The sequence below is a fragment of the Stappia sp. BW2 genome (assembly GCF_008107695.1).
Lineage (GTDB): Bacteria > Pseudomonadota > Alphaproteobacteria > Rhizobiales > Stappiaceae > Roseibium.
This window is the reverse complement of the sequence record NZ_VIRG01000060.1, coordinates 238914-257420: the sequence shown is the minus strand read 5'-3', so window position 1 is coordinate 257420 and position 18507 is coordinate 238914. Positions and strand designations below refer to the sequence as shown.

The following is an 18507-nucleotide window of genomic DNA, read 5'->3' as shown; positions in this document are numbered from 1 at the left end:
AGGGGCAGTTAATTTTGCCATCCTTCCTTCCAGATCCACGCACCTGTTTGCAAATGCAATGGATTATTTTTGAGTGGACCAAACCGGAACAGGAAACCGCTTGATTTAAATTGTTTGTAAAAATAATAAACAGTCATCATTCGGGAGTGAAAAATGCCGACATCAGCAATCGTTCAATTCGGGACCAGTCGCTTCCTTCAGGCGCATGTGGATCTGTTCGTATCGGAGGCCATGGCCGAAGGGCAGGACGCTGGCCCCATCACGGTGGTGCAGACCAGCGGCGACACATCCCGGGCACAGCGTCTGAAAGCTCTGGCAGCCCCGTCTGGTTACGAAGTGCGGATCAAGGGCATCGAAGACGGCGTTCTGGTCGATACGAGCAAAACCGTCAACAGCATCAAACACGCCCTCTCCTTGCCTGACGACCTCGACGAGGTTGTGGAGATCGTGGCCGAAGAAACGCGGATCATCGTCTCCAACACCGCCGATGCTGGGTTTCGGCCTCATAAAGCCGACACAAGCACCGAGTTTTCCATTGAGATGTCCTATCCGGCCAAGCTCACGTGGTTTCTGTTTCAAAGGTTCAAAGGCACTGGAGCGCCCATTCAGGTCATGCCGGCCGAACTGATCCCTGAAAACGGCAAGGTTCTCCGAGATCTGGTCATGGCGATTGCTGCGCTCTATCCACCCGAATTTACCGATTGGCTACGTTCCAAGGTGACCTGGGTGAATTCCCTTGTCGACAGGATCGTCTCCGAACCACTGGACCCCGCCGGGGCGGTGGCCGAGCCTTATGCGCTTTGGGCAATCGAGGATCAACCGGGCCTCATTCTGCCTTGTGAGCACCCCTGCGTTCAGGTCGTCAAGGATCTGGACCAGGTCGAAACCCTGAAGCTGTTCATCCTGAACCTCGGACACACCTATCTCGTGTCGCGGTGGCTGGCGGCAGGCAACGCGCGCCTGCAGTTCGTCCGGGAACTGATGGACAGTCCCGACTTTGGCCCCGACCTGAAAGATCTCTATCGACGGGAAGTCCTCCCCGCCTTTGCGGCTCATGGCAGAAGGCATGAAGCCGAAGCTTACGCCACCACGACGATCGACAGGTTCAAGAACCCGTTTCTGGACCACAAGCTGGCCGACATCGCGCAAAATCATGATGAGAAGATAATCCGGCGCATTTCGTCCTTCCTGTCCTGGGCCCGCAAAGCCGACCCGTCGCTTCAAATGCCGCGGCTGGATGCAGTTGCGCATACGTTGGCGGCTGCACAGTCATGAGAGAGCGCAGACGCATCGGCAAGACGGATGTTCAGGTGACGGACATCTCGTTCGGAGCATCTGCGATCGGAAACCTCGGACGGGCGGTTTCGGACCAGGAGGCGTTTGAAGTTCTTCAATCGGCCTGGGACGCCGGTATTCGTTATTTCGACACCGCGCCGCATTATGGCCGTGGCCGGTCCGAGGAACGACTTGGCCGGTTCCTGGCCTCCAGACCGCGTGAAGACTATGTCCTGTCGACCAAGGTTGGGCGTGTCTTGTCTCCCGGGCCCACGATGAAGGAAGCTGACGGCTTCATCGATCCGCTGCCAAACGACGTTCGCTACGACTATTCGGGTGACGGCATTGAAGCGTCGCTGGAAGGCAGCTTCGAGCGGCTGCAGACGTCTTGTGCGGATATCGTCTATATCCACGATATCGGCACCTACACGCACGGCGCTGCCAATGAAACGCATATGCGGGATTTGCTGGCGACCGGCCTCGACCGTCTGCAACGGATGAAAGACCGGGGAAAGATCCGCGCCTTCGGGATTGGCGTGAACGAGACCCGGATTTGCCTGGACCTTCTGAAAGAGACCGATCTGGACGCCATCCTGCTTGCCGGACGCTTGACCCTGCTCGACCGGGAAGCCGAAAACGGTCTCGTAGAGGAATGCCGGCAAAGGGAGACCAGCCTGGTTCTCGGCGGCATCTTCAATTCCGGTATTCTGGCGACAGGACCGGTCGAGGGGGCCTGGTTCGACTACGCACCAGCCTCCAGCGACATTCTTGCAAAGGTCACCGCTCTCCAAGAGCAGGCCGGGGACATGGGACTGTCGCTCGCCAGCGCGGCCCTTCACTTCGCCCACAGCTATCCTGGCGTTGCGTCCGTTCTTCTGGGAACGTCCAAAGTCACGTCCTTGCGACGCAATCTGGACAGCCTCGCCGAGAACCCGCCTGCTGATTTTTCAAGTAGGTTCGGCGGCCCTCTGACAGCGAGCCTTCAGGCAAATTTGTGAACGCGCAGCGATTGCAGGAGCGTTTCCTTTGATCGCCGGAGGTGCTTGATCGCGGCAGCCTCCGACCTTTCGCTGTCCCGCTCAAGCATTGCATCTATCCACTCCAGATGCTCATCAATCGCGGCCGCGTTGCGTTCCAGTTCGTCGCGTTTGTCCCACATGTAGTGGTAATTGAAGATCAGCTTGATAAGCTTTTGCGCTTCAAGGACAAACCGGTTCCTGACCACGCTGTTGATGGCCGAGTGAAACTTTTCGTCCAGCAGGGAAAAGTCGTGGTAGCGCTCTGCGATGACGGACTTCAGGTCCTCGTGTTCGCGCCTCAATACCTTCAGTCTGTTCCAGATTTCATGGTCCGCAGGCAGAGTGAGCAATTGCCTGACCGCATTCAGTTCCAGGAGCATGCGAAACTCGGAGAGTTCGATCGCGAACTCCGAGGTAAACCCCAGGAGCGACCAGCCGCCTCTGGGGCGGCGCTCTACGAGACCCAGCCGGCTTAGCCCGGCCAGGAATTCCTGCAGATTGTGAACGGGAACACCGAACTGGCGGGAGAGCTGCGCCACGTTAAGTGAGGTTCCCGCTGGAACGTCGAAACGCAGGATCCATTCGAAGAAGCTGTGTTCCAGTTCCTCGGCGGACAAGGCGCTTTCCGCTGGAACCAGACGGTGCTCCGCTTGAGGTTTCCGGATCAGCATCTTGCTGCGTCCTTCCCAGCGGATGAGCTTGTCGCTATCCAGCTTTTGCAGAGCGCTGCGCACGATGGTTCTGCTCACGTCCATCCTGTCCGCAAGCGCGGTCTCGGCGGGCAGCTGATCGCCAACCTCCATGTCGCTGCATATGTCCAGCAACCTGTTGTATGCGCTTCTGAATCGTTCGTCCGTTCTTGCCATGGCGTAGCGTAACATATCCAAAACGCCGGACAATTCCAATCGACTGTATTAAAAAATAAAAAACTGTTGACGCGACAGGTCATTCCAGCTCATATGTTTTTAATTATTAAACTCAATATCCGGCCCGGGAGGATTTATGGCGGATCTTGATCGAGGAGCAGAGCCTGCAGCCTGGACACTCAAGCTGTCAGCCGGCTCCTTTCACAAGCTGTCGGCGCTGCTGACGCTTGCTCTGCTGATCTTCGCGTTTTCCTTTGGCAACGCAGCTTTTTTCTCCATCAACAACGGACTGACGGTGCTTTTGCAGACGTCCGTCATCGGGTTGCTCGGGATCGGGATGACGATGGTCATCATCACTGGCGGTATCGACCTTAGCGTCGGATCCGTCCTGGCGCTTTCGGGGACCGTCACCGGCTTGAGCATCAAGGCTGGCATACCGGTGGCCCCGGCCATGGCCATTGGCGTGATGGCCGGTGCGGCCTGCGGCTTCATCAACGGTTTCGTCATTACCAAGATGCGCATAACCCCGTTTGTGGCGACCCTCGGCATGATGCTGATCGCCCGCGGCGTTGCCCTGCAGCTGACAGGCGCCGCACCGATTTCGCGGCTGGGGGAAAGCTTCGGCCTTCTCGGCAATGGTTCGTTGTTCCGCATCGTGGAAAAAACCGGCGGCATCTTTCCGAAAGTCGTTTTTCCGGGAATTCCCTATCCGGTCATTCTGCTTGGCATCGTCGCGGTCGCCGGAGCCTATCTGCTCAGGCGGCGCCAGATCGGCCGGCATATCTATGCGACCGGATCCAACGAGGAAGCCGCGCGTCTCTCCGGCGTCCTGGTCGACCGCACAAAGATCTTCGCTTACGTCCTGTCGGGCGCCCTGGCCGGTCTCGCCGGCAACGTTCTGATGTCCCGCCTTGTGACGGTGCAGCCGAACGAAGGCGTCATGTATGAGCTCGACGCTATCGCGGCGGCCGTCATCGGCGGAGCTTCGCTCATGGGCGGCGTCGGCAATATTTCCGGAACGATGATCGGCGCGGCCATCATCGGGGTTCTGCGGAACGGTCTCAACATGGCCGGTGTCTCGGCCTTCATCCAGCAAATCGTGATCGGCATCATCGTCATTCTGGCGGTCTACGTCGATCAGATCAGAAACCGGCGCTGAGAAAGCCGGTCGTTTACCTGAGTAACTTCAGACGGAGGAGAATGAAATGAAGAAGCTTTTGACAACAGCAATGATGGCAAGCGCCCTTGCACTGTCGGCAGCAGCCGCACAGGCCGGAGAAATCGCGGTCATCGTCAAGACGACGAATTCCAACTTCTGGCAGAACGTGAACAAGGGCGCCAGCGCGGCTATCGAGGGTCAGACCGACCACACGATGACGTTCAACGGTCCGGCATCGGAATCGGCCGTCGCAGACCAAGTCAATCTTGTCGAGAACGCCATCAACCGAGGCGTATCGGGCATTGTTCTGGCTCCGTCCGATCCGGAAGCCCTGATCCCGGCTGTGAAGAAGGCCTATGAATCCGAAATTCCCGTCGTCATCATCGACTCCGCTCTCGCAGACAACGGCAAGGAATATTACCAGGCGTTCCTGTCGACCGACAATTGCGCGGCAGGACAGCTGGTTGCCGACAAGATGATTTCGGAAGTGGGAACCGAAGGCAAGGTTGCCGTGATGTCCTACGTCGCCGGTGTCGGCTCTGAACTCGGCCGCGTCGGCTGTTTCGTCAAGCGGATCGACGACAAGTCGGAGATCGAGATCGTCGGTCCCTACTACTCCCAGTCGCAGATGGCCACCGCCTTGAACCAGACCACCGACATCCTGGCCGCAAATCCGGATCTTGTCGGCATCTTCGGTGCCAATGAACCGACCGCCATCGGCATGGGCCGGGCCCTGGCACAGGCCGGAAAGGCCGGCAAGGTCGTCGCAATCGGCTTTGACGGTAACACCGACCTGCAAGATTTCGTACGTGACGGCACCCTGGCCGCAACGGCCGTTCAGGGCTCGTTCCAGATGGGCGAGATCGGTGTCCAGACTATTCTGAAGCTCTTGAACGGTGAATCGGTGCCGAACTTCATCGACACCGGCGTTGTTCTGGCAACCAAGGACAACATCGATCATCCGAGCGTTCAGAACGTCCTCTACTAAAGCCAAAAAACCTGGCCGGAAGCCCGCATTTGCAGGGCTTCCGGTCCTACCAATCGTCGATCGGGACACGGAATATGAAACCAGATGCTCAGTCCGCGACACCGCTGGTGCAGATGGACTCAATCGAAAAGCACTTTGGCGGCATCAAGGCCGTGAACGACGTCTCCCTTGACCTCTATCCGGGTGAAGTCGTGGGCGTTCTCGGCCACAACGGCGCTGGCAAATCGTGCCTGATGCGGATCCTGTCCGGAGCAATGATCCCCAACGAGGGGACGATCCGGGTCAATGGAGAAGTCGTCGATATCCAGACGCCTCATGACGCGCGCGATCTGGGCATCGAGACCATCTATCAGACACTTGCATTGGCCGATCATCTGAACGCGCCCGCCAACCTGTTTCTCGGCCGGGAGCTGAAAACGCGGTTCGGCAATCTGGACGACAACCGGATGATGGCCGAAGCGGTCAGCGTTCTGAAAAGGCTCAATCCGAATTTCAAGAACCTCAATGATCCGGTGTCCAGCCTGTCTGGCGGCCAGAGACAAGTCGTAGCCATCGCCAGAGCGATCTATTTTGACGTCAAGATCCTGATCATGGACGAACCGACCGCCGCTCTCGGCCCTTCGGAAACGGCCATGGTCGGCTCCCTGATCAGGCAGTTGCGTGAGGAAGGGATCGGTATCCTTCTGGTCAGCCACGACATGCATGACGTTTTCGAACTTTGCGACCGCGTCATCGTCATGAACAAGGGCCGGAAAGTCGGCTCACACCCGATTGAAGACGTGACCAAGGACGATGTCCTCAGCCTTATCATCAAGGGCGACCTGCCTCATGACTGGGCTCCCCGGAGCCAGAAAGCCGTTCAATGACTCTCGAAACGACCAAGTCGCCGGCGGTGGCGCAATCAATGGCCTGCGGCACCGTTGTCGAGCCAGGCGTCTTCACGCTCGAAACGCGGGACATGCCGGACGAAGCTCCGGCGGGCTGGGTGCTCATCGACATCCAGGCTGTCGGCATTTGCGGTACGGATTATCACATCCTGGAGGGCAAACACCCGTTCCTGAACTACCCGCGCGTGATCGGTCATGAGCTCAGCGGCAGGATCGCGGAAAGCACCGGTTCCTGGACCGCGGGTGAACTGGTGGTGGTCAACCCCTATCTGTCCTGCAACACCTGCCGCGCCTGCAAACGCGGCAAACCGAACTGCTGCAGCAATATCGAGGTTCTCGGCGTTCACCGGGATGGCGGCCTGTGTTCCCGCATCGCCGTGCCGGAGCAAAATCTCTATCCAGCGACCGGCTTGAGCGCACTGCAGGCCGCTATGGTGGAGTTTCTCGCCATCGGGGCCCATGCCGTGCGCCGCGCAACCCTTTCTGCCGAGGACCGGGTGCTGGTCACCGGGGCCGGTCCCATCGGCATTGGCACAGCCCTTTTCGCCCGGCTTTCGGGAGCCGAGGTCCATCTCATGGACATGAGCCGCGCGCGGCTGGACCAGGCAACTGCAAAATTCGGGTTCGAGAACACGCATCTTGCAGGCTCCGATATTCTGTCAGGCCCGCTGCAGGACGGGTTCGACGTCATTTTCGATGCCACAGGCAATGCGAATGCAATCGAGGCCGGCTTTTCCCTGCTCGCCCATGGCAGCCGCTATGTTCTGGTGAGCGTCGTGAAGGAAACCATCAGCTTCAGCGATCCGGAGTTCCACAAGCGCGAAACCCAGCTCATCGGCAGCCGGAACGCGACCAAGGAAGATTTCGAGACCGTCATGTCGGCAATTCGCGATGACAGGATCGATACCGATGCCCTGTGCACGCTGACACTCCGGCTCGAGGATCTTCCGAACAAGTTCAGCGAACTTGCAAAGGACCGGGAAGGCCTGATCAAGGCCATCGTGACCTTGTAGACACCTGACCGGCGTTGCCCCTCAGTAGCCCGATAGGTTTCAAATCGGCGATCTGTCAGATCGCCGATTTTGCGTTGACCGCAATCTCGTAGACCGATGTGGTTGCGGTGATCAGCAACCGGTTGCCCCGAACGCCACCGAAACAGAGATTGGCGACCACTTCCGGTACCAGGATCTTTCCGAGGCGTGTGCCGTCCGGGTGGAAGCAGTGGACTCCATCTGAGGCTGAGCTCCACAGGTGACCGGCAGCGTCGACCCGCATGCCGTCAGGCAGTCCCCGGTCAATCGTGGCAAACACCTCGTCCGACAGGATCCGGCCGGTGTCGTCCAGTTTGAAGGCGCGAATGACGGACGGCACGTCCGGATCGTGACTGGAGCCGGACTCCGCCACATAAAGAACCCGCTCGTCCGCAGAAAACGCCAGGCCGTTCGGCTGGGTGAAATCGGTAATCATCGCTTCCACCTCGCCCGTTGCGGGTTCGATGCGATAGACGTTGCGCGCGGTCTGTTCCGGTTCTGCCAGGAAGCCTTCGTAATCGCTCAAAATGCCGTAGGTCGGATCAGTAAACCAGATGGCCCCGGTCGACTGCACGATGACGTCATTTGGCGAATTGAGACGCTTTCCCTGGTAGCGGTCAGCAACCACGGTCAGGCTGCCGTCCAGCTCGGTGCGGGTTACGGACCTCGTTCCGTGCTGGCAGGAAACCAGACGCCCCTGACAGTCCCTTGTGTTGCCGTTGGCGTAGTCCGCAGGCTGGCGATAGGTGCTGACCTGGCCGTCGAGGGTCAGGCGCATCATCCGGTTTGCGGGGATGTCGGAGAACAGCAGCACCTGGTGATCGGCAAACCAGACAGGCCCTTCCGTCCATTCGAAACCGGTCGCAAGCTGGCGCAGCCTGGCGTTCTTCTGGATCAGCGCCGTGAACCGCGGATCATCGATCTGATAGGGGGACGAGAAACTGTTCATGCGGATCTGCCCTTTCCGGATGCGGCAGCGACAATGGCGATGATGATTGCGCCGGTCATGATCAGGCGCACGCCTGCGCCAAACCCATAGGAATTCAACATCGAGACGACCAGGAACATCAGCAGCGCCCCGCCCCAGATACCCGGCACATTCGAATTGCCACCGGCGATGGAGCAGCCGCCGATAACGACGACGGCGATGGAGATCAGAAGGTATTCCGTGCCCATGTTGAGTGCGGCCCCTCCCGAGAAACTTGCCAGAAGGTATCCGGTGAAGGAGGCGAGCACGGCGGACGCGATATAGGTGACCGCCCGGACCGTCTCCACCGGTATCCCGCTCAGGCGGGCTGCACGGGTGTTCTGACCGAAGGCGGACACCCAGCGACCGAAAAGAGAGCGCTCCAGCACCACCCAGCTCATGAGTGCGATCAGCACACCGATGATCGTCAGGTTTGGAAGGCCTGCGAGCGAACCGGTCGAAAAATCCGCAAGCGCTTCCGGTGGTTTGATCCTGAGACCGCGGTTCCACCAGATTGCCAGCGACTGGTAGAGGAAGGACGCTGACAGGGTCGCGATGATCGGTGGGATCCGCAAGAGACGGATCAGCAGGTAGTTGAAGATCCCGGCGCCAATGCCGACGGCCAGCGCGAGCGCCAGTCCCGGCAGGATGAGAGCCGCCGCGCCATCCATGAACTTGAGAGACAGGGTGCCTGCCAGCGTCATGGTGGCCGGTATCGACAGATCGACATTGCCGGGTCCCAGCGTGATGACGAACATCTGGCCCAGCCCGACAATGGCCGAGAAGGACGCGAACGTCAGTGCTGCGGACAGCAGTTCTCCGCCGCCCCGGCCTTCCGTCAGTGAAAGGGTTGCGAAATAGGCGATGGCACTGGCCGCAAACGCCCAGAACCAGGGGCGTCTGGGGATGGCAAGCACTGTCGAAAGACGGGAGTTATCCATTTTCGGCTCCCTTCCATTTCCGGCCGCGGCGGGAGAAGATCAGCCGCACGGCAAGCACAAGGATGAGGATGGCGCCCTGGGCGCCGATCTGCCAGTCAGGTGACAGGCGCATGAACGACAGGAAGCTGCCGGCCAGGGCAAGCGTCAATGCACCAAGAACAGCCCCGACAGGCGACACCCGACCTCCGGTGAACTCCCCTCCCCCCAGGATCACGCCTGCGATGGAAAGCAGCGTGTAGCGCAGGGCAATGTTGGCATCGGCGGAAGTGGTCAGACCGACCAGGCACACTCCGGCGAGAACGCCGAAGACACCCGCCAGCGCATAGGCGCCGGCTTTCAGTTTCGTGACCGACCAGCCAGAGCGGGCTACGGCCTGAGCATTCCCGCCGACGGCCCGCAGGAGCGTGCCTGTCGAGGAGCGCATGATGAGAAGATGCGTCAGTCCGGCAATGAGGATGCAGGCCACCACTGCCATCGGTACCAGCGGCGGCTTGACGGTCATGACCGTTCGGATCCAGGCGGGAGCCGCGCCGCCCGGTGAAGGCAGCAGTAAAACCGCCAGACCGCCCCAGACGAACGACATGCCGAGCGTAACCACGATGGCCGGAAGCTGGCGGATGTGAATAAGCGCGCCGATGGCCGCATAGGCGAGGATCGACGCCAACAGGATGGCCACGCCTATGAGCGGTGCGTCGTTCAGGAAAGTTGCCGTCACGCAGGCCACGAAGCTGACGAACGTTCCCACCGACAGATCAATGTCGTTGACCATGATGATCATCATCTGCGCGATCGTTGCTAGCGCGATGGGCACGGCGAGATTGAAGAGCAGGTTCAGGCCGAAATAGCTCATCGCCCGGGGCTGAAGATAAAAAACGGCCGCCAGCAGAACCGTCAGGGACAGCACAGGAAGCAGAATGCGGTACTTGCCGTTCATGCCCCGGCTCCCTGCATCTGGAAGGAGGCCGCCAGAATGTTCTCTTCGGTGATGCCGTCACCGGTCAGTTCTGCTGAAATCTGGCCATTGCGGAACACAAACACCCGGTCGCACTGGCGGACTTCCTCCGTTTCCGTTGAATACCAGAGGAAGGTTCGCCCGTTGGCAGCTTCCGTTCGGATCATGTCGTATGCTTCCTGTTTGGTGCCGACATCGACACCGCGCATGGGATCGTCCATCACCACGATGGGAGCGGTTGAGGCCAGCGCACGGGCAAACAGCACTTTCTGCTGGTTGCCGCCGGACAGGGACAGGATGAGGTTGTCCAGATTGTCGGTCCGAATGCCGATGCGCTTCTTCCAGTCCGCCCCCAGAGCCTGTTCCGCCACCGCGTCGACCAGCCCCCGCCGGGTCAGGCTCGGAAGGTGGGTCAGGGTAAGATTTTGAAGGATCGACCAGAGCGGCATCACGCCGTCCCGTCCACGGTCACCGGCAACAAAGGCCACTTCAGGATCTTTCACCCGTCCGGGTTTTCCAGACCGCGACATGAAATACCGGGCCAGGGCTTCGGCCTGTCCATGCCCGGCAAGGCCCGCCAGGCCAACGACCTCGCCCTTTCGGGCGTTGAGGCCCTCAGGGGTTTTCAGAACTTCCTCGCCAATGCGCTGGCTGCTTTCAACCGTGGCTCGAGCGGCGGTCTTCTCGGCAGCAACATGCCCCATGGCATCGATCAGACCCTGTTGGGTAAACTCCGACGCCGGTCTGCTGGCAATGATCTTGCCGTCTTTCATCACGTCGATGCGCGAAGCGACTTCGAAAACCTCGCCCAGCATGTGCGAGATGAAAATGACAGCACCGCCGTTGGTGCAGAAGCGGCGCACATGGTCGAGCAATTGCCGGGCAATGGAGGCATCGAGCGACGACGTCGGCTCGTCGAGAATGACGAGGCGCGGCGGTGTCGGGCCACCGGCAAAACCGGCTGCGATTTCCACCATTTGCCGTTCGGCCAGGGTCAGGTCGCCAACGATCATACCGGGTTGGATCCGGTGTCCCGGAAAGATCTCGTCAAGCGCACCGGCAATCCGCCCGGCAGCGGTTCTGCGCCAGCCGAAGCCTGTCAGATCACGATGTGGAACCCTCAGGTTTTCCAGAACAGACAAGTTGGGGCACAGCGAAAGCTCCTGAAAAACGCTGCGGATACCGCACGCCCGCGCACGAGCCACGCCCGTACCGTTCTTGCCATCTTCATGCCCGTACCGGACCTCTCCATCCGTTGGTGTCAGTCCGCCGTTGATCACGTTGACGGCTGTCGACTTGCCCGCTCCGTTGTGTCCCATCAGACCGACACATTCGCCGGCACTGACAGACAGACTGACCCCGTCGAGCGCGCGCACCGCACCGAAGTGGACACACGCGCCCGAAAGGGCAACCAACGGGACATCCGGTATCGACCTACCGGCGCCAGTTGCCACTTCCAATTCCGTCACTCCTTATTTGGCAGCAGCAATGACGGACTTGGCGTCTTCCTGACTGTATTCGACGTTCGCCACCGACCCTTCCGGTGTCGCGGCAAGCGTCTCGTCGAGCGTGTCCTGGGTCACCTTCAGGAAAGGAACGGTGAGGTCCTTGGGCACTTCGGCACCATCAAGAACCTGCTGGGCGACCCAGAGGGCGAGCGTGCCAACGCCCGGTGCGATGGAAAGCGAGAGGGTCTCATAACCGTTTTCATCACGAGCTTCGGCCCACCACTTCATTTCGTCCTGACGGTTGCCCATCACGATGATCGGCATATCCCGGCCGGCGGCCTTGATCGCCTGTGCGGCACCGTAGCCATCGCCGCCCTGCGTCACGACGCCAGAGATCTCCGGCAGGCTTGGCAAAACACCGGCAACCGCTTTTTGAGCGACATCCTGTGCCCAGTCGCCATGCACCGATCCGACGATCTTGAACTTCGGAAACTCCGCGACACCCTCTTCGATACCCGCATGGATTTCGTCATCCACGAAGACACCGGCAAGACCGCGAATTTCCAGAAGGTTGCCACCATCCGGCAGGCGCCCGGCGAGATATTCGACCTGCTGGCGGCCCATTTCCTTGAAATCGACAGCAATGCGCCACGCACAGGGTTCGGTGACAATGCCGTCGAAGGAAACGACAGTGATGCCCGCGTCACACGCTTCCTTGATCGCACCATTCAGGGCGGTCGGCGAAGCTGCGTTGACCACGATTGCGTCGTAGCCCTGCAGAATCATGTTCTGAATCTGGGCGGCTTGTTCGGTGGCCTGGTTTTCGGATGTGGTGAATGCATCGGCGGCGGCGACCACGCCGTCTTCCACGGCCTTGTCGCCAACTTTGGCCCAGCTTTCCAGCATGGCCTGCCGCCAGGAATTGCCGGCGTAATTGTTGGAAAGAGCGATACGTTTGTCGGCGGTGTCCGCGACAGCGTGACCCGGCAGGGTGACCGCAACGAGCGCGGCAGCCCCCAGGAGCTTGGCTTTGGTGTTCATGTTTCCTCCCTGACGCCAACAGGCGCCTTTGATAACGGGACACGGTTCTCCCAACGCATCCCGTGGTCAGATTGCGGAGCTGAAGGAGTTGCGTAAAGCAGGAGAAACGCATCACGGTTGCGGGAACCCGCAACCGTGATGCACTTGAACGCCTAACAGATGGGTTGCCGATGCAGGCGCCGTACCGCACACTGGCGAACAAGAAACGGGAGGAGCTTGTTGTTGCCATGCGACAGGAAGCCAATGAAAATCAGGAGATGTCAGAGCCGACGGCTCTCGTCTCCCTGCTGCGCATTTCCAGTCATCTGGCCGGCCAGGTGGAAATTCGGGCCGCCTTGAGATCGGTCAAGGCCGAGATCGAGAACCTGTTGCCGATCGATCACCTGGATGTCTGCCTGGTGGATGACAAGGTAACCTGGAACACAAGCTATGAAGTGGGCATCAAGACGCGGTGGAGCCTGTCGCGCACGCCCGTGGCCATCTCGCCCATACGCAGCATCCTGCTTGGTGAAACGGATTACATGCTCACCAGCAACGCGATGGAAGACGAACGCTACACCTACGAGGGTGCGCTGGCCCAGCCGATCATCAAGCACAAGCTGCGCAGCCGCGTGAATGTTGCCATGAAGGTGCTTGGCCGCACGATTGGCGCACTCAACTGTTCTTCCTGCACCCCGGACATCTACGACGAGGCAACGGTTGTGCGGGTCAGGCAGATTGCCGATGTGCTCGCGCCGTATTTCTATTCCCTGCGGGCCAACGAAAAAGCCAAGCGCGCGGCCGTGGTGCGCGCGGAAGCCCAGGCCCGCGAAGAAGGCCTGCGGCAAGGCGCGCTGGAGCTGACGCGGGTGCTCGAACAGGAACGTCAGCGCATCGGCATGGATCTGCATGACCAGACATTGGCCGACCTGACCCGGATCATGCGCGATGTCGAGAAAATGGACGCGGCCACGGACAAGGCGCAGGTCATCAGCAGCATTCAGCATTGCATCGGCGATCTCAGGCGGATCATCGACACCGCCGTTCCGACGATCCTGGATCTGTTCGGATTTGCCCACGCCTTGCGGATACACCTGGAACGCGCTGTCGAGGATGTCTCGTCCACGAGCCTTGAAACGCTGGACGAAACGGACGGCGAGATCGACACCCTCGACCCCACCATCCGCATCGCCCTGTTTCGCATTGCCCAGGAAGCGATCAACAACGCCGCCCGCCATTCCGGCGCCGACCAGATAAGCGTCACCGTAAAGCGCGTGAAATCCGGCCTGCAGATGACGATCAAGGACAACGGCAAGGGGCTTCCCGGCTACCGGTTTGGCCGTCAGCCCAGCAAGGCAACAGGTGGCATTGCCCACATGCGCACACGGGCCCGGCTGATCGCCGCGGAATTCAGCATGGCGAGCAAGGCCGGCACCACCATAACGGTGAAGCTGCCGCTGAGCTGCGCCACGACCCAGGAGAATATGCCGCAGACGGTCGAGGAAGAGCTGGCATGAAGGTGCTTCTCGTCGAAGACGATCAGTTTCATGCCGGCTACCTGAGTGAAGCCCTGCAGCTGGCTTTGCCGGACGTGAAAGACATCTTTCACGCAACCAACGGCCTGGAAGGTGAACTGCTGGCCCGCAAGCATTCCATTCAGTCGGTGGTGATGGACCTGCAAATGAAGGAACGCAACGGGATTGATGCGGCCCGGACAATCTGGCGAGAGCGCCCCCAGACCCGCATCCTGTTCTGGTCCAACTATTCCGACGAGGCCTACCTGCGCGGCATTGCGCGGATCGTGCCTCAGGAAACATCCTATGGCTATGTGCTGAAGACGGCCACACAGGAGCGGCTTCACCTGGCACTGCGGGGCGTGTTCCTGGAATCCCAGATCGTGGTGGATCAGGAAATCCACCGGGTTCAGCAACGCCACATCCGCACACACGACACGCTCACCGACAGCGAATATGCGGTTCTTCTCGACATGGCCCTCGGCCTGTCGGACAAGATCATCGCCGTGCGACAAGGTCTGTCGTTGCGGACCGTTCAGAACCGGCTTTTGTCGCTCTATGACAAACTGGGCGTCGATAATCTTGAAACGGTTCCCGCCGACTTTGCGATCAACAAGCGGACGCGCGCCATCACACGCGCCCTGAACCTGCGCGCCATCAACGCCGAAAGCCTGGAAAGTGCAGAGCGGGACCTGCAGAAGTGGCTGGATACCTACCACGACCCGATCGAGAAGGTGCGCTGAAGCAGCGGCACGGCGCACAAGCCTCACCGCGGAACCGGATAGCGCCAGATGGATCGCCCCCTGAAAAGAAACCAGGTCAGACCCGGGCGATCAATTGCCTGAACTGCGTGCGCGCCATCTCGACCTCACTGACGATCCAGGCGCGCAGGTCCCGATACCCTTCCGTGCCTGCATAGGCTGGCGTGGTGATCAGCCAGTATTTTGCTCTGGATGCGACAGGCTCACCGACGGCCTCCAGAAATCCCGCCTCAATGTCGTTTTCGACCAGAAGTGTTCGTCCAAGCGCCACACCCATGCCGCTGATGGCAGCCTGGATCGCCAGATCCGCCCGCGCGAAGGAGCTGAGAGGCCTTGCCGGCGGTTCCATCCAGTCCCGGCCTTTGAAATAGTCGTTCCAACTGAACCCCGTACCGTCCGACACGCCGTTTCTGTCGGAAAGAAGGGCAAGCTCCTGCCCGCCAGGGGTCATCTGGCCTTTCAACAGACCGGGCCGAGCAACCGGGACAAGATGTGCGGTTAACAACGCTTCGGCATGGAAACCGGGATAAGGCCCGGAACCATAGCGGATTGCGGCCTGGGCTTCGCCTTCGTGCAGGTCGACAAGCCTGTCCTCCACGTCGACTACCAGATCGAGGCCAGCGGCCTGGGCGCGGTGGAGGGCCGGAATGACCCACTTCATGGCGAGCGAGGACGACACGGACAGGCGGATGGTCCTGGAGGTCCTTGCGTCCGCTATCCGGGACTGCGCACTGTCCCAGACCTCGTGACAGCGCTTGGCGGCGTCGCAGACGATCCGTCCGGTTTCCGTGGGGACGATCCGCCGGGTTGTCCGCTCGAAAAGCCGGATGCCGAGCGCGGCTTCCAGAGACTTGATGCGATGGCTGACAGCCGATTGCTCCAGCCCAACTGCGACGGCAGCACGGGAGAAGTTTCCCTCTTCCGCAATGGCGTTGAGCAGCACTGCGTTCAGCATCAGCCTGCTTTGCAGGTCGTCCCGGTCATTCATGAATTTCACTCATGTATTCAGGCATTGAACAAAGCATATTTCGACATCATTCTTGTGTCCAGATAATGATGGAAGGTGCATGAAATGAATGACGCAAAAGACGTTGTTGCCCGCATCGTGAACGGGTTCGTGACCCGAAAGAACGGTTCGGAAGCCTTTGGTGGAAATCCGGCGGGTGTCGTTCTGGACGCTGACAGCCTGTCGGAAGCGGACATGCTGGCTGTTGCCGGCAAGATCGGGCTCTCAGAAACAGCCTTCGTGTCGAAATCGGCAACGGAAGGTTTCAAGCTGGATTTCTTCACGCCAAACCGGCGGATTGCCCATTGCGGCCACGCGACGATTGCAACCTTCAGCTACATGGCCGAACTGGGCAAGGTGCTGGAGGGTGTCACCTCAAAGGAAACCGTCGATGGCCCACGAAAGATCGTCATCAAGAACGGTGCCGCCTACATGGAACAGCTCGCGCCGAAACATGAAAGGAGCCCAGCCTGGGCCGACCGCGGTGTCAGTGAAGCCGACGTTCTGGCTTCGCTCGGTCTGAAGGAAGGCGTCCTGGATGCGCGCCTGCGGCCGGTGCTCGTGAACACAGGCAACAGTTTTGTTGTCGTCGCCGTCCGCGATGCCGCTGTCCTGAAGCAGATCGTTCCGGACCAGTCAAAGATCAACGACATCAGCAACAGGCTGGACCTGATAGGATATTACGTCTTCACCACCGACCGGAACGCGACACAGGCCGACGCCACCACACGCATGTTCGCACCGCGCTATGCAATCGAAGAGGAATCCGCCACCGGAATGGCCGCAGGTCCCCTCGCCTGCGTGCTTTATGACCTGCTCGGCGAGAAGAAATCCCGGTTCGTCATTGAACAGGGCCACTTCATGACCCCGGCTTCGCCAAGTGTCATAACCGTGGAGCTTGACCTGGAGGACGGCAAGATCACCGGCCTGATGGCGGGTGGCTATGGATCCGTCATGGAGGAAATGACGGTCTCGATCTGACGGCAAGCTTCGGCGCACAATCGCCGCCGGTTCAGTTGAAACTCATGTCCAGCAGACGCGTAAAGAAGTTCTGAGCCTTCTCATTGCCGGGTTTGTCTTTTTCAAGCCGGACAGGCAGAAACTCGAGCACGATTTGCCGGGCCGACTGTTTGCCGATGAAACAGGTGCGGATGCGATAATGCCGCTTGAGGCCGATGTGGCTTTGAACCTGCCACACCCGCCCGGCATCCCAGCCGACCTTGTCGAGGACAAGGGTCAGATCGCGCACGTCGTTCGCGCTCATCAACGTGTCCGAAAGCCGTTCAGTGCCGATCTGCCGCGGGGAAAGGCCGAGTTCGCCGCGCCCGGCCTTGTTGGCGTATTTGATCCGGCGGGAGTCCAGATCGGCAACCAGAATGGGCGTTGGCACCGCATCCAGAACTTCAGAGGCAGAGATCTCCATGGAATGGGCGGCAAGTTCGCCTGCGAAGATGATACCGCCGTTTGGATTGTCGAGCGCCATCGGGTGCAAATCGTAAAGTATGTCGACAGCCTCGCCAGTGGACTGAGGCAGTTTCAGCGTTCCCTGCGAGGCAAGGCTGCTTCTCAAGATATCGGTGAATGCCAAGGCGAGCTTCTTGCCAATGTGGTTGGGGATCGTTCTTGCATCCCGGCCGACGATCTGTTTGGCGTTGCTGATGCCGAAGAGTTTCAGGAACTGGCGATTGGCGGACCGAACCACCCCCTTGGTGTCCGTAATCATCACGGCGCTGGCATGGGAAACGAAGATGCTGGACAGGTTCTCCAGGATGTCTGGCAGTTCTGCGTTGACAGGTGCTTCCGGCGGACATTCCTTCATCAATCCGATGATCAGGAACGCCGGTTTGCCAGAAATTCGGGAGGCGACCAGATCGTAGGACTTGAGCCGGCCATCCGCTTTCATGGTGACGCGGGTCGTCTGCGACAGGCCATGTTCCACTGCGTTGGAAATCACCTTCAGGAAACGGGTTCTGTCCCGTTGAACGTAGTAGTTAAGCGCCTTTTGAATCGACAGTTTTGCCAGACGATATCCCCTGACAGACGTCGGATCCGTTCTTTGCCAGCATAACTCTTCGGCAACAGGGTCGTACGCCCAGTACGAAACACCCATGGCCGTCAGAATAGCGCTCGTTTCCGGGTTGGGAACGAGCTGCCGCATGGAACGAATGAGGACGTTGACTTCTGTAGACATGCTGCGACTTCATGATTAGCGCCAACTTGCACCAGATCATTGAGCAATCCAAAGCTGAAGAAAGCCTGAATCCTCATATTTGAAATCGGCTTATCCTGCTGAAATAGCAAAAAAGTTCGCCGCCCCGCCGGATGGGAGGCAAGTGCCAAGTATCCGACAACATGGAACGCAGAGTACCGCTCGATCAAGATTTAGAATTATACTTAAGTACTCCCCCGAATTGCGATAACCTCGCCAGACTTTTAAAACAACAGCACCTTTCAGGCGCCCTGTCGTCAAGAATGAAAAAATTGGGGCGTTGGAACTGCTTGAGACAATAGCAACGGTGCACCCAAATGTCTTTCAACTTGAGAATTCTCGAGCCATTGGACACAAACAACTGCACGACGCTTGAAGATCTGCAGGACAGGGGATATTCGCTCAGCAGTTATTGCAAGACCTGCAATAGCCTTGAAAATCTGGAAATTGATTACTGGATTCAA

Annotated in this window: 17 protein-coding genes; 9 read left to right on the top strand and 8 right to left on the bottom strand. The window is 59.3% G+C overall.

Annotated elements, in window-relative coordinates:
• Positions 1 to 153 precede the first annotated feature (153 nt).
• Positions 154 to 1275, top strand: coding sequence for a mannitol dehydrogenase family protein (locus tag FMN63_RS10770; RefSeq protein ID WP_148583971.1), 1122 nt, complete (start codon positions 154 to 156; stop codon positions 1273 to 1275).
• On the top strand, positions 1272 to 2273 hold the full coding sequence (locus FMN63_RS10765; RefSeq protein ID WP_148583970.1) for an aldo/keto reductase: 1002 nt from the start codon (positions 1272 to 1274) through the stop codon (positions 2271 to 2273). The genes FMN63_RS10770 and FMN63_RS10765 overlap by 4 nt, the downstream gene beginning before the upstream one ends.
• Here the strand turns inward: FMN63_RS10765 and FMN63_RS10760 are convergent.
• Positions 2258 to 3097, bottom strand: coding sequence for a GntR family transcriptional regulator (locus FMN63_RS10760; RefSeq protein ID WP_148583969.1), 840 nt, complete (start codon positions 3095 to 3097; stop codon positions 2258 to 2260). The genes FMN63_RS10765 and FMN63_RS10760 overlap by 16 nt on opposite strands.
• A gap of 199 nt (positions 3098 to 3296) precedes the next feature.
• Between FMN63_RS10760 and FMN63_RS10755 the strand changes: the two genes are divergently transcribed.
• The 4 genes from FMN63_RS10755 to FMN63_RS10740 all read left to right on the top strand — a co-directional run bounded on the left by FMN63_RS10755 (position 3297) and on the right by FMN63_RS10740 (position 7207).
• Positions 3297 to 4319, top strand: a complete 1023-nt coding sequence (locus tag FMN63_RS10755; protein WP_148583968.1) for an ABC transporter permease — start codon at positions 3297 to 3299, stop codon at positions 4317 to 4319.
• Between the two features lie 46 nt (positions 4320 to 4365).
• Entirely contained in the window at positions 4366 to 5307 is a 942-nt protein-coding gene (locus FMN63_RS10750) for an ABC transporter substrate-binding protein (RefSeq protein WP_148583967.1), read from the top strand.
• 74 nt (positions 5308 to 5381) lie between these two features.
• Complete coding sequence (locus FMN63_RS10745) at positions 5382 to 6173, top strand: ATP-binding cassette domain-containing protein (RefSeq protein WP_148583966.1); 792 nt, start codon at positions 5382 to 5384, stop codon at positions 6171 to 6173.
• 38 nt (positions 6174 to 6211) lie between these two features.
• The gene (locus FMN63_RS10740) at positions 6212 to 7207 is read left to right on the top strand and encodes a zinc-binding alcohol dehydrogenase family protein (protein ID WP_162855021.1); all 996 of its coding nucleotides are present in this window, start codon (positions 6212 to 6214) and stop codon (positions 7205 to 7207) included.
• Positions 7208 to 7262: 55 nt separating this feature from the next.
• Here FMN63_RS10740 and FMN63_RS10735 read toward each other — a convergent pair whose 3' ends face one another.
• From FMN63_RS10735 to FMN63_RS10715, 5 genes are read right to left on the bottom strand one after another with little or no spacing between them, the layout of a single operon-like run.
• The gene (locus FMN63_RS10735) at positions 7263 to 8174 is read right to left on the bottom strand and encodes an SMP-30/gluconolactonase/LRE family protein (protein ID WP_148583964.1); all 912 of its coding nucleotides are present in this window, start codon (positions 8172 to 8174) and stop codon (positions 7263 to 7265) included.
• Positions 8171 to 9133, bottom strand: a complete 963-nt coding sequence (locus FMN63_RS10730) for an ABC transporter permease (RefSeq protein WP_148583963.1) — start codon at positions 9131 to 9133, stop codon at positions 8171 to 8173. Before FMN63_RS10730 ends, FMN63_RS10735 begins: the two co-directional genes overlap by 4 nt.
• Positions 9126 to 10067, bottom strand: a complete 942-nt coding sequence (locus FMN63_RS10725; protein WP_148583962.1) for an ABC transporter permease — start codon at positions 10065 to 10067, stop codon at positions 9126 to 9128. The genes FMN63_RS10730 and FMN63_RS10725 overlap by 8 nt, the downstream gene beginning before the upstream one ends.
• Positions 10064 to 11539 carry a sugar ABC transporter ATP-binding protein gene (locus FMN63_RS10720; protein WP_209001075.1) on the bottom strand — a complete coding sequence of 492 codons (1476 nt, stop codon included), beginning with the start codon at positions 11537 to 11539 and terminating at the stop codon, positions 10064 to 10066. The genes FMN63_RS10725 and FMN63_RS10720 overlap by 4 nt, the downstream gene beginning before the upstream one ends.
• A gap of 18 nt (positions 11540 to 11557) precedes the next feature.
• On the bottom strand, positions 11558 to 12574 hold the full coding sequence (locus tag FMN63_RS10715) for an ABC transporter substrate-binding protein (RefSeq protein ID WP_148583961.1): 1017 nt from the start codon (positions 12572 to 12574) through the stop codon (positions 11558 to 11560).
• 257 nt (positions 12575 to 12831) lie between these two features.
• Between FMN63_RS10715 and FMN63_RS10710 the strand changes: the two genes are divergently transcribed.
• Positions 12832 to 14070, top strand: a complete 1239-nt coding sequence (locus tag FMN63_RS10710; protein WP_148584069.1) for a GAF domain-containing sensor histidine kinase — start codon at positions 12832 to 12834, stop codon at positions 14068 to 14070.
• Entirely contained in the window at positions 14067 to 14810 is a 744-nt protein-coding gene (locus FMN63_RS10705; RefSeq protein ID WP_148583960.1) for a response regulator transcription factor, read from the top strand. Before FMN63_RS10710 ends, FMN63_RS10705 begins: the two co-directional genes overlap by 4 nt.
• A gap of 76 nt (positions 14811 to 14886) precedes the next feature.
• Here the strand turns inward: FMN63_RS10705 and FMN63_RS10700 are convergent, their stop codons facing one another.
• Positions 14887 to 15816 carry a LysR family transcriptional regulator gene (locus tag FMN63_RS10700; protein WP_286192602.1) on the bottom strand — a complete coding sequence of 310 codons (930 nt, stop codon included), beginning with the start codon at positions 15814 to 15816 and terminating at the stop codon, positions 14887 to 14889.
• Positions 15817 to 15900: 84 nt separating this feature from the next.
• Here FMN63_RS10700 and FMN63_RS10695 point away from each other — a divergent pair, with 84 nt between their 5' ends.
• Positions 15901 to 16815, top strand: a complete 915-nt coding sequence (locus tag FMN63_RS10695) for a PhzF family phenazine biosynthesis protein (protein WP_148583958.1) — start codon at positions 15901 to 15903, stop codon at positions 16813 to 16815.
• A gap of 31 nt (positions 16816 to 16846) precedes the next feature.
• Here FMN63_RS10695 and FMN63_RS10690 read toward each other — a convergent pair whose 3' ends face one another.
• A complete protein-coding gene (locus tag FMN63_RS10690; protein WP_148583957.1) occupies positions 16847 to 18025 on the bottom strand; it encodes a PAS domain-containing protein in 1179 nt (392 codons plus the stop codon).
• Positions 18026 to 18507: the final 482 nt, after the last annotated feature.